This window comes from Anaeromicrobium sp., from assembly GCF_025210435.1.
Taxonomy (GTDB): Bacteria; Bacillota; Clostridia; order Peptostreptococcales; family Thermotaleaceae; genus Anaeromicrobium.
Map to the genome: position 1 here is coordinate 25,593 of NZ_JAOART010000148.1, position 14,786 is coordinate 40,378.

Here is a 14,786-nt window from a genome sequence, read left to right on the forward strand (position 1 = left end):
AGGATGAAGAAAATTATTGTGCCTATTTTATCTACAGCTATGATTTTTACAGGATGTTTAAGTATGGAAAGGTCAATGGAACAAAGGGTAGCAATAGAAGCAGTAAATATGGAATCACATAAAATAATGGCTCAATATAATCATCTTATTGAGGAGGAAAGCAAACCTGAAGATGTAATTTTATTTATTGATAATAATGTGGATTATTTATCAGAAGAAAATGCAGATGAAATAATGGTAGACCTATTTGATTATTTATCCTCTTATGGAGACGTATATATGGATAAACTATTTAAGGATAAAACTCAGGAAACTTTAAATAAGATTTTTCCAAATGGATTTGATGAAAGTGAAATTCATCATATATCTGATAGGAGGATTAAGGAACTTTTAAGAGAAATAGTTAATGGTAGATATAAGTTTGTTAGATTTGAAGGTAGTTATTATCCAGTTGTGGATTATGACTATTTAAAAAGGTATAGTCCCTATGTTTCAGATGGAATAAAAGATTATTTTAAATTAATGGGAAGAGAATCGGCAAAAGTCATGGTTAAGGATGGAACTTTAAGTATAAGTTGGGATGAACTAGGAGAAAGATTAATCCAGGTTGAAACTTATTTAGAAAAATATCCAGACTCTTCTTTTAAGAAGGAATGTACAAGTCTATATTTAACATATCTTCAGGTGTATATATGGGGAATGGAAGATACACAAGTAGACAAGGAAAATTCTATCATATTGGAAGAGGCATATAATAGTTATGAAAAGATGGCTAGGAAATATAAAGATACGAATATAGGAGAAATGCTGGGACAATATGTTAATATTTTAGATAAAAATAATAGGATAATAAATGAAAATATTGAAAAGTCTAGAGACGGATTATACAAAAATGCCATATCTATACTAGATAAAGAAATGGAAAATGGTCAGTAATCACTGGCCATTTTCTTTAGGCATATAGAAGGAGGAACTTTTTTTGGAGAAGGAAATGATCATATGTGGAGATGAAAAAATTAAGAACCCTTGGGCTCAATTTATGGATAGGGCATATATGAAAGAGGGTTTAGTTAGAAAAATAATATATGACTCATGGATTAGAAGTAAAGACTATGGAATAGATCCCTTTGTGGATAAAATAAAGATAAGCCTTACGGATAAAGAACTTCATGAAAGGTATGAGTGTTGTACCCAACTTACCAAAAGGGCAAAGCCCTTTATGGATAGTTTAAATAAGATTGTAGGAAGTTCTAACCTCATAATAAGACTTACAGATAAGGAAGGATATGTACTAGACTTTTTAGGAGATGGTACTTTAGTTGAAAAATATGGAGAATTAAATTTATATAAAGGGTGCAATGTGAAAGAAGAAAGTATAGGAACTAATGCCATTGGATTAGCCCTTATTATTGAAGAAGCTATACAAGTTGTGGGAGAAGAGCATTATTGTAAAATATATCATAATTGGACTTCATCAGCTTGTCCCATAAGGGATGAGAATGATAATTTAATGGGAGTATTAAGTATAACAGGGGTCAGCTATGAAGTTCATCCTCATACCCTAGGCATGTTAATGGCAGCAGCTCAAGCAATTGAAAATGAATTGAAATTAGAAAAAAGTAATAAACAATTAGATCTAGCCAACAAGCATTTTCACGCTATTATGGAATCCATATCAGAAGGCCTTATATGTACAGATAATGAAGGGATCGTTATGGATATAAATTTATTTGCGAGAAGATTCTTGAAGATGAAGGAAGCGGATATAATTGGAAAAAACATTAAAAGTATATTATATAAAAAGGATTATAAAAAGATAAGAGGATCCATGAGCGGTTGCAAAAAAATGGAAGAAGAGGAAATTTATTTTAAAACGGAAAAGGGAAGAACAGACCCTTGTATAGTAGATATAACACCTATAAAAGTTTTAGCTTCAAATGAAATAGAAGGAGTAGTAATAACTTTTAAACAGGAGAAGATAGTACATAAATTAGTCAATAAAATAGTAGGGGCTCAAGCTAGATTTACTTTTCATGATATATTAGGCCAAAGTATTAATATCAAAAGTGCTAAAAATATGGCTTCCTTAGCAGCTACTACAGATACAACAACCCTTTTACTAGGTGAAAGTGGAGTAGGAAAAGAAATGTTTGCTCAAGCCATACATAACGGAGGAGAAAGAAGTGGAAAACCCTTTGTAGTATTAAATTGTGGAGCCATACCTAGAGACTTAGTGGCAAGTGAACTATTTGGATATGTGGAAGGTGCCTTTACTGGAGCTAAGAGGGGAGGCCATCATGGAAAATTTGAGCTTGCAGACGGAGGAACAATATTTTTAGATGAGATAGGAGATATGCCCCTAGATGCACAGGTGAGTTTACTTAGGGTACTAGAAACTAAACAGATAGTTAGAATAGGAGGACATGAAGTAATTCCTATAGATGTTAGAGTTATAGCCGCAACTCATAAGAATTTAGAAAAGGAAGTGGAAAGGGGAAACTTTAGGGAAGATTTATTCTATAGATTAAATGTAATGCCCGTGTCTATCCCATCCCTTAGGGAAAGAAAAGAAGATGTGAGTATTTTTGCCGATTATTTTATAAATAAATTTACAAAGAACATGAATAAGGATATTAAGGGAATAGACAAGAGTTTTTATAAGGCCTTAAAGCGTTATTCTTGGCCAGGAAATGTGCGTGAATTACAAAATGTTATTCAATTAGTCATAAATATGATATCAGATAGGGAATATATAACAAAAAATAATTTGCCTAATCATATATTAGAAAAGACCCTGTTACCAGACATAGAGTTAGATGAAAATTTATATTCCCTTGAGGATATGGAAAAAATGGCCATAATAAGGACTTTAAAAATAACAAAAAATAATTTAGCTTTAACGGCTAAAATACTAGGCATAGGAAGAAGTACTTTATATAGGAAAATGGATAAATATTTAATTAAAAGTGTATTAAAATGAAACAAATGTATCGAATTGAAACAGGTGTATACAAGCACTAGTGTATCAAAATGAAACAAAACATAAAACAGGATGTTGTGAAACATCCTGTTTTATTATTCTGAAAAATATATTTATATTGAAAAGTCTATATTAGAGGGAGATGTTAAAAAAATATCTAAGTATTGGCTTGAATTTTGCATATAGTAGTTGTATAAATAAAAGAATTGATTTGGGAGGAAAAATGAATAATTTTATGAAGTTCATTATAATTTTTAATGTATTTTTTATTATACTTGCAGAAAAATTTAACGTGGAAGTTTTAGTTATGGGACTTATTGTTAGTTTGTCCATAAGTATTTTCAATAAAAAACAAATGGAAGGCGTAGGAAAACGAAGAGCATTTCTATTTAAAAAAACTTTATATTTTATTCTATATGGGGGAGTATTGGTTAAGGAAATAGTCATAGCTAATATTCAGGTAGCTAAAATAGTTCTTAGTCCAAAGATGAATATATGCCCTAAAATAGTAAGCTATGAAACTAAATTAATGTCTAAAATTTATCAAACTATTTTGGCAAACTCCATAACCCTAACTCCAGGGACCTTAACTATGGACTTAAAGGACAATATACTTACAGTACATTGTTTGAGAGAAGAGGATAGCCTTGGTTTAAAGGATTCTAAGTTTGAACAAATACTATTAAAGATTGAGGAGATTGATTATGACAAATAGTATTTTTATCATATCCATAATAGTCCTTAGTATAACTATTATGATATGCATGATAAGAGCCTTTATAGGCCCTACTAAATTAGATCGGTTAGTAGTAATAAACGTAATAGGTACTAAAACTATAGTTTTAATATCTATAATATCTTTCATATTGCGTGAAACTTACTTTATAGACGTGGTATTAGTTTATGCCCTTATAAGTTTTGTAGCTACTACTGTCATTGCAGGGGATTGGAGGTAGAAGGTTATGAAGATGGTTTTTATAACAATGTTTTTACTAGGAGGATTATTTTTCTTCTCTGTAGGAACTATTGGAATAATAAGGTTTCCAGATTTACAAACGAGAATACATAGTGCTGCTAAATGTGATACCTTAGGAGCTGTATTATGTTTATTAGGATTAGTTATATATGGTGGTATAAGTTTTGTATCTTTAAAAATTTTGCTAGTAATAATATTTATTTGGGTTACAAATCCTACGGCAACCCATTTAATAGGAAAGGCTAGCATGAAAAGTGGGGAAGTAAATAATCATGAAGATATTTAGTGTTATTATGATCATATTTTTAATTGTATCTGCCATATGTGCATCTGCCATAAAAAATTTATTGTCAGCAGTTATTGTTTTTATGGCCTATTCACTAGTAATGGCCATATTGTGGCAACAGCTTAATGCTCCAGATCTAGCCATAACAGAAGCTGCTGTAGGAGCAGGGATAACTACTTTGTTATTTGTAATTACCCTAAAGGAGATAAGGGGTGTAAAAAAATGAGAAAAATCATATCCATAGTCTGTACCCTTACAATAATAGGTGTATTGTTAATGGGAATAACTAGTTTACCCCATTTTGGTGATGAAGATATTTTAAAAAATAGACCTTTAGCTAATAAATATATAAAAGATGGATTAAAGGATACGGGAGCTACTAATATAGTAACAGGAATTATATTAGATTATAGGGCCTTTGATACTTTTGCAGAAGCTACAGTACTTTTCACAGGAATAATATGTGTAATGATACTTTTAAAAAAGGGAGATGAAGAGTTAGATGAATAGTGTTATTTTAAGAGAAATTCTAAGATTTCTAATTCCCTTAATACAAGTCTTTGGAATTTATGTAATATTATTTGGTCATTTATCTCCTGGAGGAGGATTCTCAGGAGGTACCATAATGGGAGTTAGTTTTATACTCTATAGACTAGTGAGTGATAAAAGAGAAGTTAGGTATAAACTATCCTATGAAAAGCTTATGAAGTTCATGTGTTTATCCCTAGTCTTTTATGGATTACTAAAGGGATACTACTTTATAGGAGATTCTTTTCATTTACCTGTAATTCCATTGGGGAAAGTAGGTCATATACTTAGCGGGGGAGCCATATTACCCCTTAATATGGCAGTTGGAATTATAGTAGCCATAACAGTATATTTTCTATTTTCACTTTTTTATGAAGGAGAAATATAAAGATGAAGAGTTTAACTACAAATTATTACGAAACCGGGTCCATAATATTATTTGGCATAGGGTTTACCATGTTGTTACTTCATAACAACATAATTAAAAAAATAATAGGAATGAACATAATGGATACGGCAATTTTTCTATTTTTCATAGGAAAAGGATATGTCCATGGAAAGGATGCTCCCATAATAAGAGAAGGAGCAGTAGGTTATATAGACCCAGTACCAAGTGCCCTTATGCTTACAGGAATAGTAGTAGCAGTAAGTGTAACCGCGTTTTTATTAGGATTAACAGTAAGACTATATAAAGCATATGGAACAGTTGAATTAGATGAAATTATGAAAATGAGAGGTGATTAATAATGAATGTTATGAGAAGTAGTCCCCTTATTATTATACTATTACTTTTTATTACGGCCTTTTGTATGCCCATTATGAAGAAGAATAAAAGAGTGAAAATTCTATCAGGTATAAGTTTAAGTTTAAGCCTTATATTTTCTGTGGTAAATTTTATAAATGTATTGAATAATGGTCCATTTTCATATAGAATAGGCCACTATGATTCTCCTTGGGGAATTTCATTTTATATAGGAAATGTAGAATCTATCATGGGTGTTGTTTTTACATTAGTGGCCCTTTTAGTCATGTCATATAGCTATATGACCATTGAAAAAGAAATATCAAAAAAGAGGGTAAATCTGTATTATACTTTAATGAATCTCTTATTAGGATCATTGCTTGGTATAGTATTTACCAATGACTTGTTTAATGGATTTGTATTCTTAGAAGTGAGTACTTTAGCAGGTTGTGGAATAATAGTAATCAAAGATAAAAAGGAGAATATAAAGGCCACTTTAAAGTATTTAGTTTTAAGTAGTTTAGGTTCAGGATTAGTATTAATGGGAATTGCCTTTATATATCCTGTATCTGGATATCTTGATATGGATTTCATAGGTAAATCTATCCTATCTCTAGAAGGAGGAAATAGAAACCTAATAGTAATAAGTGCATCCTTGTTTACTATAGGTTTAGGAGTGAAAAGTGCCATGTTCCCCCTTCACGTATGGCTACCAGATGCCCATTCATCAGCTCCATCACCTTCAAGTGCCATTTTATCTGCTTTGGTTTTAAAGCCACCCGTATTATTTTTGATAAAGATTTTATACAAGGTGTATAAAATTCAAATATTAAAAGAAATGGGGATATTAAATATATTATTGGTTTTAGGAAGTATAGGAATGATAGGTGGTTCCATATTTGCCATGAACCAAAAGGAAGTAAAGAGAGTAATAGCCTACTCTAGTGTGGCCCAAATGGGATATATATTTTATGGAATTGGTCTTGGAAGCAAGCTTGGAGTGGTTATGAGTATATTCCATATGATTGGTCATAGTTTAACTAAATCAGCACTATTTTTAATAGGTGGTTCCATGATTAAAAAGACTGGTTCTAAATATGTGAAGGATTTGAAGGGAATAGGAAGGGAGATGCCTATTACACTGGGATTGTTTACATTATGTGCCTTATCCATGGTGGGAATTCCCATACTACCAGGTTTTATTAGTAAGTGGAAACTAGCCTTAGCTACTATAGAATCAGGGAAAATATATTTAATAGGTATAATACTTCTTAGTAGTTTGTTAAATGTTGCTTATTATTTCCCTATAGTTATAAATGGATACTTTGGCCATGAAAACCTAGAAGGAAAGACATACATGAGTAAAGAACTTAGAAAACCTAAGATAATCCCAATGGGAATTTTGGTTATATGTGTAATATTAACTGGAGTGTTTTCTATTCAAATAATAGACTTTATAAGTAAAGGTTTTTAGGAGGCATATATGAAATTTTTTGTATTGATTCCCATAGTTTTTCCTATAATTATGGCCATCATAAGTACTAGGTTGAAGTTTGAAAACGAGAGAGACAGAAACGTATTTTTATATGCTACAGTAATATTGAATTTAGCAGTATTAGTGGAGCTGTTCATACAAGGAGAAGCCTTTACTATTCATTTGGTAAAGATAAGTTCCTTTTTAGATGTATATTTTAAGATTGATAAACTTGGAATATTATTTTCAATACTAGCTTCTACCCTTTGGATATTTACTACTAGTTATTCAATCGAGTATATGAAACATGAAAAGGATGAAAAAAGATTTTTTACCTTCTTTTTAGCTACCCTAGGCATAACAGTGGGTATAGCTCTATCGGCAAATTTATTTACCATGTATATATTTTATGAATTATTGACCCTATCCACCTTTCCATTGGTTATCCATGCAGAAAGTAAGGATGCCTTATATAGTGGTAAAAAGTATCTTATATACTCCTTTGGAGGAGCCACATTGGCTCTACTTGGAATGATGATCCTATATAGTATTACTAATAATTTAGACTTCATACCAAAGGGTGTGGTTATGGGTTTAAGTTACGATAAGACTTTAATGCTAATAGCCTATATGAGTATGTTCATAGGTTTTGGAGTAAAGGCAGCCATGGTACCACTACATTCCTGGCTACCAGCAGCCATGGTGGCACCAACTCCAGTAAGTTCATTACTTCATGCGGTGGCAGTTGTAAAATCTGGAGTATTTGCCCTAATAAGGGTAAGTTATTTTCTAGTGGGAGCTCAAGTCATAAGAGAAATAAATGGAAATGTATATATAAGTATTTTAGTAGTGCTAACTATTTTGATGGGATCTTTCTTAGCTCTTCATCAGGATAACTTAAAAAAGAGACTTGCATATTCTACCATAAGTCAGCTTGGATATATTGTACTTGGAATTGTCCTTCTAAATAAGGAAGCCTTGACAGGGGCCATAATGCACTTAATAAATCATGCAGTAATTAAAATAACCCTATTTTTCTGTGTTGGAGCCATATATTATAAGACCCATAAAAAAAATATAGGAGAAATTGAGGCCATAGGAAAAAATATGCCCATAACCATGTGGTGTTTTTCCATTGCTGCCATATCATTAATAGGTATACCACCTACTAATGCCTTTGTAAGTAAGTGGTATCTGGCCTTAGGTGGACTTGATGATAAGGTAATATTTCCTATAATCATATTGTTAAGTGCATTCTTAACGGCCATGTATATATTACCTATAGTAGTTACAGCCTTTTTTCACATAGAAGAAAATAAGGATGAAAGAAATCTAGATCCATCTAGAAAGATGTTAGTACCTATTATAACCTTAACGGGAATAATAGTATTTTTAGGCTTATTCCCCAACGTGGTTTTAAATTTTGTTAAAAGTATAGTTGCAGAAGTTTTATAGGAAGGAGGTTAGCAGAAATATGACAAATATAATGATTTTAGGCCTTATAATATTACCAGCCATAGGTGCAGGAGTGGGTTTTTTAATCGGTATGAAAAGTGAAAAATATAGAGATTTGTTCAATGTAATGATAACTGCTTTCACACTTCTTTTAATAACATCCATGTATAGGCAGGTATTGTCATCGGATATAAAAGTAATTATTCCAGATATAATGGGAACGGGATTGGAATTAAAATTAGATTCATTTAGATATATATTTGTGTGGGTTACTAGTTTCATTTGGTTTTTATGTACCCTTTATTCAACGGGGTATCTTATTAGGTATAAAAATAGAAATAGATACTACGCATTTTTCATGCTCACATTAAGTAGTACTATAGGTATATTTTTATCTAATAATATATTAAATTTATTTACCTTCTTTGAAATAATGTCATTCACATCCTATGCTCTCATAATCCATGACCAGGATAAATATTCCTTAGATGCGGGAAAATCATATCTTAGTATGGCCATAGGAGCAGGACTTGTGTTATTAATGGGAATATTTTTATTATTTGACTACACTGAGACTTTAAATATAGAGGAAATACCTCATAAATTGCACATGTTAGGTAACTTAAAATATATAATAAGTACTTTAATATTAATAGGATTTGGTGCTAAGGCCAGTGTATATCCATTGCATATTTGGCTTCCAAAGGCCCATCCGGCAGCACCTACACCTGCCAGTGCCATACTATCTGGTATTTTAATTAAAACAGGTATATTTGGCATGATTATAACTGTAAACATGCTTATGGAATCGGATTTTGCCTTATCCATCATAATGTTAGGTTTTGGAGCCATAAACATGTTCTTTGGAGGATTTATGGCCCTATTCCAAAGGAATATAAAAAGGATTTTAGCCTATAGTAGTATGAGTCAGGCTGGATATATCCTATTAGGTATGGGCCTTATAGGTATACTAGAAGAAAAGGGGTTAGCTGTATATGCTACCTTATACCATATATTTAACCATGCCCTATTTAAAGTACTATTATTTATGGGAGCTGGAATCATATACATGGTATTACACGAACTTAGTATAAATAAGATACGTGGATTTGGAAGGCATAAAAAAATAGTAAAGGGAATGTTTTTAATAGGATTATTAGCCATAACGGGAACGCCAGGATTCAATGGTTTTATAAGTAAAACATTACTTCATGAGGCTTTAGCTGAGGGGGCTCACCTTTATCACAATGGATACTTTATGTTATTAGAAATAATCTTTTATATGAGTAGTGCCTTTACGGTTGCCTATTTGTTAAAGATATTTGTCTTTGTATTTATGAAAGAAAATCCAGAATTCTATGGACAATATAAGGAACATGTTAAGAAAAGGTCTTTAATTCCTATGATTGTATTAGGAGTTACCATCATGTACATTGGCTTTAATCCCCAAGTATTAGAACCCCTTTTAAAGAGATCTTTAAGTACTTTTAATATAGAAGAGAGTATACACCTTCATATATATACCTTCCATAATATAAAGGGCTCTTTGATTTCTACAATAATAGGATTGATCATATATTTTGCATATGTCAATAGGGTTCTATTAAAGGATAAATCATATGTAAACCCCACATTAGGATGGATAAACCTAGAAGAAAACATATATAAACCTGTAATATTCACTACATTTAAGGCAAGTTCTTTCCTATTTCACATTATAGATAAGATGGTTGTTAGTAGTGTCTACTTAGTGGCAGATGGGATGAAGGCCATAAGTGAAATAGACATAGATATAAGTAAAAAGAGAAATATAAGGGTTAAAAATATAATAAGTCCTCAACGGGTTATGGAAGAAATGGAAGATTATAAATATAGTGTTTCTCAGGTTATGGGGAAAATAAACTTTAGGGTAAATAGTTTAATGTATTCAGTTGTAATATTTGCCATTGTCTTTGCCACCGTATTGGCATTGATGATTAATTAAAATAGGTTTTGTGGAAAAATTTACGAAGTTTACATTTGAAGAATTTTAGATTTAGAAAAAATCCATACTAATTAATGTTAAGGTAATAAAAATTAGGAGGATTAACGTTCATGAAAAGAAATGCTAAACAAAACTTACAGGGTTGCTTAAATAAGTTAGATCAAATTAAGAATGATTTGACTAACGCAAGTGGAACCATTGAAAATCCTAATACTAAAAAGAAAATAGAAGAAGAGTTAAAGAAAGTTGATGCCATGATAGACTCTACGAAAGGTATAGTTAGTAACGTGGTACAGGAAAAGCACTCTGGAGGAATTCACTAAAAATAACCCCCCTTTTAATTAAAGGGGGCTTTTATTTTTTGCAGTTATTTTTCTTTTTCTTTTCTACATACGTTACAGAGGGTATCACAAGTTCCAACAGCAGTAATACCAGCAAATATACCATATATTACATTGTCTATTGGGGAGCTGTAACGTAAAAATACAAATCCTCCAGCTATACCTAAAGGTATAGCCAGTAGATGGGCATACTTACGACTTAATCCGAATTTTTCAAGGGTTTCTACAATTGCATAGATTATGGCTGCTAGTATGGCAAGTTTAGAAGTCATAGTAGGTCACCTCCGATTTATAATATGAAAAGTAGGACAAGTTGTTACTTAAATTAGGCAGTATATATGTGTTATAATTATCTGAATGTGATTTTTACAAAAAACGGAGGACAATTCATGAATAAACTTTCAATTAAATTTTTCACCTATTATTTTGTGTATTTTGGAAGTCTTCCTATGTTTACTTTGTTTATTCCCATATTTCTAAAAAATAAGGGGTTTACTCAAACTAAGATAGGCATACTTTTATCACTAGCACAAATAATAGGAATAGGAGCCATGCCCTTTTGGGCCAATATAACGGACAAAAGCAAGAGTAAAAATAATGTACTTAAAGGGATTTTAATATGCTCTGCCATTGCCATGTTTACCTTTAGTAAAATGGATAATGAGTATTTTTTATATATTCTTTATGGATTATTTGCCTTTTTCAATTGTGCCCTAATATTTTTAGGAGACACTATAACTTTAGAAGTGGCAGATAAGAATAATTTAGATTATGGAAAGATAAGGATAGGTGGAACACTAGGCTTTAGTGTTTTTGCCATAGTTGCGGGGAAAATTGCATCTATAAAATTAGATTATGTGTTTATAGCATATGTAATAGTTATTATACTGTCCATAGGTGTTTTAAGTACTCTACCAAAGGTGGAAGGACACGGAACTAAGAAGAATAAGGGGAATGTAGGTTTATTGTTAAAAAATAAAAGTATTAGAATAGTATTATTTTTTAATGCCATGATCTTTATAACCATAGCCTTTTATAATTCCTTCTTTTCAATTTACTTTAATGAACTTACTGGAGACAGTTTATTGATGGGGGTAGCATTTTTTATGGCAGCTTTTACAGAAATGCCTTTTCTGTTAAAGTCTAAATACATATTAAAAAAGATGGGACCTTACAAACTTATGATGAGTGGCCTAGTTGTCACTTGTGTTAGATGGATAATTATGAGTTTTAACTATAATCCATATATGGCCATACTCCTTCAATGTCTTCATGGTTGGGGATTTATAGTATTTACTTATGTAATGATAAATTATGTTTACAACAATGTGCCTAAGGAACTAAGAGCCTCAGGCCAATCTTTAGTATCTTTAAGTGGTGCAGCAGGAGTATCAGGCATAATAGGAAATCAATTAGGCGGATATTTATCAGATGTATTCGGAGTTAGAAATGTATTTTTAGGAAATGGAATATTTTTATTAGGGGTAATAATACTTATGATGTGTTTTTATCCGAGGGATAAGGCTTGTGAAGATGGAATGTAATTGGAAAAAGATAAATAATAAGGGTGTTAGTATAATATTTTAAATAGAGTATAATGATAGTAGGTTATTTAGTATAATATGTATATTAAATAACCTACTATTTTTATATATTATAATTATTATACATATATAATATAGGTGGTACAGTATGTTTACTATGTAGTACGATAATTATAAGGTTAAGGTAGGAGGTATAGTTATTGAAAGTACAAGAAGTTAAGATAGAGAATAACATAAGAAGATATATGTTATTAGATGATAATGGATTACCAATTATTCCAGTAGTAAAATACTTAAAGTATCTTGATAATGGCGAAAAAAGTTATAATACACAAAAGACTTATTGTTATTCTTTAAAACTATATTTTGAGTATTTAAAAGAAATAGATGTTGATTATAGAAAAGTTAATGTTAATATATTGTCTGACTTTGTTGGTTGGCTTAGAAATCCTAATGAAAATACTAAAATAATAAACCTAAAGCCAACTAAGGCTAAAAGAACTGAAAAAACAGTTAATTTAATAGTAACAGTTGTAACTAATTTTTACGATTACCTATTTAGGTCAGAAGAATTAAATAATGATATGATTGATAAACTTATGAAACAAGTTTTTACTCGTACAAATAGGCATTATAAAGACTTTCTATATCATGTTAATAAAGATAAACCCTCAAATAAAAATATTCTTAAAATCAAAGAGCCACGAAGAAAACTAAAGGTTCTTACAAAAGAAGAAATAGAAATAGTCTATAATGCCACAACTAACATTAGAGATGAATTTCTTATAAAACTACTATTTGAAACTGGTTTGCGAATAGGCGAAGCACTTTCTCTATTCATTGAGGATGTTATCCATTCCCATGACAAAGGACATAGGATTAGATTAGTTGATAGAGGGGAACTTCAAAATGGTGCAAGATTAAAAACTGGAGAGAGAGAAATATACATATCGCAAGAGTTAGTAGATTTATTTGATGATTATGCTTATGATATTTTAGATGAATTAGAAATTGATACTAATTTCTTATTTGTGAAATTAAGAGGTGAGAATAAAGGTGAACCATTAGAATATCAAGATGTCAGTGCTTTATTTAAAACACTCAAAAAGAAAACTGGAATAGATGTTCACCCTCACCTTTTAAGACATACTCATGCTACTATGTATTATCGTGCTACAAAAGATATAAAACAAGTACAAGAGCGTTTAGGACATTCACAGATACAAACTACTATGAATATGTACGTACACCCTTCTGATGAAGATATAAGAGCGGATTGGGAGATAGCACAACCATCATTCAAACTAAACAAAGGAGATACGAATGATAAATAATACAATAAGTATTTTAGGATATAATACTATAAATGGTTATAATGATAAAATTACTCAAACTTTATCAAAGTATACTGAAATAACAATAAATGAAGATAAATCAGCAAACTATAAAGAGATTGAAACAGATTATTTTTTAGAAAATGATAAATGGCATATAGACTTCTTTGGTAGTATAGAACAATTTAGAGAGCAAGTTGAAAATTATAAATACACACGAAAAAATATTTCTTTTCTATTTGATAATGACAATATAAAAAAAGAAATTAAATGTATAGTTTTCAGTAAATTATTTTCTGATGAATGGAAATTACAAACAGCCTTAATATCACGTATGTATTTAATAAAAAAATTAGCAGTATTTATAAATAAAAAGTATCCTAATCTAAATTCGATATTTGAATTAGATTTTAAAAAAGCAAATATTGAATGGATAGATTGGTTGAGTGTTAATGGTGTAAGAACTATTAAAAAAAACAACAATAATAGTAAAATCATGGGAAGAGATTCTTTTACAAAGACAGACACTGTTAAATTTTTAGAAAAAATATATATTGGTCTAATAAACTTAACAGATGAACGAGAAGAATGGGAAAAAGACAGATGGGATATCAGAAATTTAGAAAAGTATGGGATAGCATATAATACGTCAAGTCAACTTCATTATATTAATTTTGAGAAGATAAATAATATCAATATACGAGAAGCATTAAAGAAATATATTAAGAAAAAACTAATCTCTAACAATAAATTTTCTTGGAGTTCAGCACTGAATTATTTAAAATCTATTCCTCAATTTATAAACTACATCTGTGAATTAGAACCTACTTGGAATGATTTAAAGGGATTAGAAAGATATCATATAGAAATGTATATAGAATGGTTAAATACTTATGCTAACGAGAATTTAAGGCGAAAAGATGCTAATCCTAAAAGGTATGTATCAACATCATTATCGATTGTTCAAAAGTTTTTATCAGATATTCAAATAAGAGAGAATGATGTAACTCATATTTCGCATAACTAATTTTACCAAATATAAAGTATAAAAATCTATCATAAATTCCATTATTATAGAAGTAAGAGAATAAAGAGAGGATGGAATTTATGCATAATATAGACTTTCGCTTTAAAACTCATAA

The 14,786-nt window shown here is 30.4% G+C and carries 17 protein-coding genes; 16 read left to right on the forward strand and 1 reads right to left on the reverse strand.

Features of this window, described 5'->3' with window-relative positions; translation table 11 throughout:
- Nucleotides 1–3 precede the first annotated feature (3 nt).
- The 13 genes from N4A57_RS18400 (at nt 4) to N4A57_RS18460 (ending at nt 10,748) form a co-directional block, all read left to right on the forward strand.
- Entirely contained in the window at nt 4–936 is a 933-nt protein-coding gene (locus N4A57_RS18400) for a hypothetical protein (protein WP_293659571.1), read from the forward strand.
- Nucleotides 937–979: 43 nt separating this feature from the next.
- The gene (locus N4A57_RS18405) at nt 980–2,980 is read left to right on the forward strand and encodes a sigma-54-dependent Fis family transcriptional regulator (RefSeq protein WP_293659573.1); all 2,001 of its coding nucleotides are present in this window, start codon (nt 980–982) and stop codon (nt 2,978–2,980) included.
- Nucleotides 2,981–3,203: 223 nt separating this feature from the next.
- Complete coding sequence (locus N4A57_RS18410) at nt 3,204–3,695, forward strand: Na+/H+ antiporter subunit E (protein ID WP_293659574.1); 492 nt, start codon at nt 3,204–3,206, stop codon at nt 3,693–3,695.
- On the forward strand, nt 3,685–3,936 hold the full coding sequence (locus tag N4A57_RS18415) for a monovalent cation/H+ antiporter complex subunit F (RefSeq protein WP_293659576.1): 252 nt from the start codon (nt 3,685–3,687) through the stop codon (nt 3,934–3,936). The genes N4A57_RS18410 and N4A57_RS18415 overlap by 11 nt, the downstream gene beginning before the upstream one ends.
- A gap of 6 nt (nt 3,937–3,942) precedes the next feature.
- Nucleotides 3,943–4,242, forward strand: coding sequence for a monovalent cation/H(+) antiporter subunit G (gene mnhG / locus N4A57_RS18420; protein ID WP_293659578.1), 300 nt, complete (start codon nt 3,943–3,945; stop codon nt 4,240–4,242).
- Complete coding sequence (locus N4A57_RS18425) at nt 4,229–4,468, forward strand: hydrogenase subunit MbhD domain-containing protein (RefSeq protein ID WP_293659579.1); 240 nt, start codon at nt 4,229–4,231, stop codon at nt 4,466–4,468. Before mnhG ends, N4A57_RS18425 begins: the two co-directional genes overlap by 14 nt.
- The gene (gene mbhE / locus N4A57_RS18430) at nt 4,465–4,752 is read left to right on the forward strand and encodes a hydrogen gas-evolving membrane-bound hydrogenase subunit E (RefSeq protein WP_293659580.1); all 288 of its coding nucleotides are present in this window, start codon (nt 4,465–4,467) and stop codon (nt 4,750–4,752) included. The genes N4A57_RS18425 and mbhE overlap by 4 nt, the downstream gene beginning before the upstream one ends.
- The gene (locus N4A57_RS18435) at nt 4,745–5,158 is read left to right on the forward strand and encodes an MnhB domain-containing protein (protein ID WP_293659581.1); all 414 of its coding nucleotides are present in this window, start codon (nt 4,745–4,747) and stop codon (nt 5,156–5,158) included. The genes mbhE and N4A57_RS18435 overlap by 8 nt, the downstream gene beginning before the upstream one ends.
- Nucleotides 5,159–5,160: 2 nt before the next feature.
- Complete coding sequence (locus N4A57_RS18440; protein WP_293659582.1) at nt 5,161–5,514, forward strand: sodium:proton antiporter; 354 nt, start codon at nt 5,161–5,163, stop codon at nt 5,512–5,514.
- A gap of 2 nt (nt 5,515–5,516) precedes the next feature.
- Nucleotides 5,517–6,986 (forward strand): complex I subunit 5 family protein, encoded by a 1,470-nt coding sequence (locus N4A57_RS18445; RefSeq protein ID WP_293659583.1) that lies wholly within the window; start codon nt 5,517–5,519, stop codon nt 6,984–6,986.
- Nucleotides 6,987–6,995: 9 nt separating this feature from the next.
- A complete protein-coding gene (locus N4A57_RS18450; protein ID WP_293659584.1) occupies nt 6,996–8,441 on the forward strand; it encodes a complex I subunit 5 family protein in 1,446 nt (481 codons plus the stop codon).
- Nucleotides 8,442–8,460: 19 nt separating this feature from the next.
- Nucleotides 8,461–10,425, forward strand: coding sequence for a complex I subunit 5 family protein (locus N4A57_RS18455; protein ID WP_293659585.1), 1,965 nt, complete (start codon nt 8,461–8,463; stop codon nt 10,423–10,425).
- 110 nt (nt 10,426–10,535) lie between these two features.
- On the forward strand, nt 10,536–10,748 hold the full coding sequence (locus N4A57_RS18460; RefSeq protein ID WP_293659586.1) for a hypothetical protein: 213 nt from the start codon (nt 10,536–10,538) through the stop codon (nt 10,746–10,748).
- A 44-nt stretch (nt 10,749–10,792) separates the two neighbouring features.
- On the opposite strand, the gene N4A57_RS18465 is transcribed toward N4A57_RS18460, so the two are convergent.
- Entirely contained in the window at nt 10,793–11,038 is a 246-nt protein-coding gene (locus N4A57_RS18465) for a hypothetical protein (RefSeq protein ID WP_293659588.1), read from the reverse strand.
- 117 nt (nt 11,039–11,155) lie between these two features.
- Between N4A57_RS18465 and N4A57_RS18470 the strand changes: the two genes are divergently transcribed.
- From N4A57_RS18470 to N4A57_RS18480, 3 genes are all read left to right on the forward strand, one after another.
- Nucleotides 11,156–12,310: an MFS transporter gene (locus tag N4A57_RS18470; RefSeq protein ID WP_293659589.1), complete on the forward strand. Its 1,155-nt coding sequence runs from the start codon at nt 11,156–11,158 to the stop codon at nt 12,308–12,310.
- 200 nt (nt 12,311–12,510) lie between these two features.
- A complete protein-coding gene (locus N4A57_RS18475; RefSeq protein ID WP_293659590.1) occupies nt 12,511–13,644 on the forward strand; it encodes a tyrosine-type recombinase/integrase in 1,134 nt (377 codons plus the stop codon).
- Complete coding sequence (locus N4A57_RS18480; RefSeq protein WP_293659591.1) at nt 13,634–14,671, forward strand: hypothetical protein; 1,038 nt, start codon at nt 13,634–13,636, stop codon at nt 14,669–14,671. Before N4A57_RS18475 ends, N4A57_RS18480 begins: the two co-directional genes overlap by 11 nt.
- Nucleotides 14,672–14,786: the final 115 nt, after the last annotated feature.

Bases quoted from the DNA above. Each gene is read 5' to 3' on its own strand.
- N4A57_RS18455 (WP_293659585.1), top strand. From the start codon at position 8,461: ATGACAAATATAATGATTTTAGGCCTTATAATATTACCAGCCATAGGT.
- N4A57_RS18480 (WP_293659591.1), top strand. From the start codon at position 13,634: ATGATAAATAATACAATAAGTATTTTAGGATATAATACTATAAATGGT.
- N4A57_RS18440 (WP_293659582.1), top strand. From the start codon at position 5,161: ATGAAGAGTTTAACTACAAATTATTACGAAACCGGGTCCATAATATTA.
- mnhG (WP_293659578.1), top strand. From the start codon at position 3,943: ATGAAGATGGTTTTTATAACAATGTTTTTACTAGGAGGATTATTTTTC.
- N4A57_RS18460 (WP_293659586.1), top strand. From the start codon at position 10,536: ATGAAAAGAAATGCTAAACAAAACTTACAGGGTTGCTTAAATAAGTTA.
- N4A57_RS18425 (WP_293659579.1), top strand. From the start codon at position 4,229: ATGAAGATATTTAGTGTTATTATGATCATATTTTTAATTGTATCTGCC.
- N4A57_RS18445 (WP_293659583.1), top strand. From the start codon at position 5,517: ATGAATGTTATGAGAAGTAGTCCCCTTATTATTATACTATTACTTTTT.
- N4A57_RS18410 (WP_293659574.1), top strand. From the start codon at position 3,204: ATGAATAATTTTATGAAGTTCATTATAATTTTTAATGTATTTTTTATT.
- N4A57_RS18400 (WP_293659571.1), top strand. From the start codon at position 4: ATGAAGAAAATTATTGTGCCTATTTTATCTACAGCTATGATTTTTACA.
- N4A57_RS18415 (WP_293659576.1), top strand. From the start codon at position 3,685: ATGACAAATAGTATTTTTATCATATCCATAATAGTCCTTAGTATAACT.
- N4A57_RS18450 (WP_293659584.1), top strand. From the start codon at position 6,996: ATGAAATTTTTTGTATTGATTCCCATAGTTTTTCCTATAATTATGGCC.
- N4A57_RS18435 (WP_293659581.1), top strand. From the start codon at position 4,745: ATGAATAGTGTTATTTTAAGAGAAATTCTAAGATTTCTAATTCCCTTA.
- N4A57_RS18470 (WP_293659589.1), top strand. From the start codon at position 11,156: ATGAATAAACTTTCAATTAAATTTTTCACCTATTATTTTGTGTATTTT.
- N4A57_RS18465 (WP_293659588.1), bottom strand. From the start codon at position 11,038: ATGACTTCTAAACTTGCCATACTAGCAGCCATAATCTATGCAATTGTA.
- mbhE (WP_293659580.1), top strand. From the start codon at position 4,465: ATGAGAAAAATCATATCCATAGTCTGTACCCTTACAATAATAGGTGTA.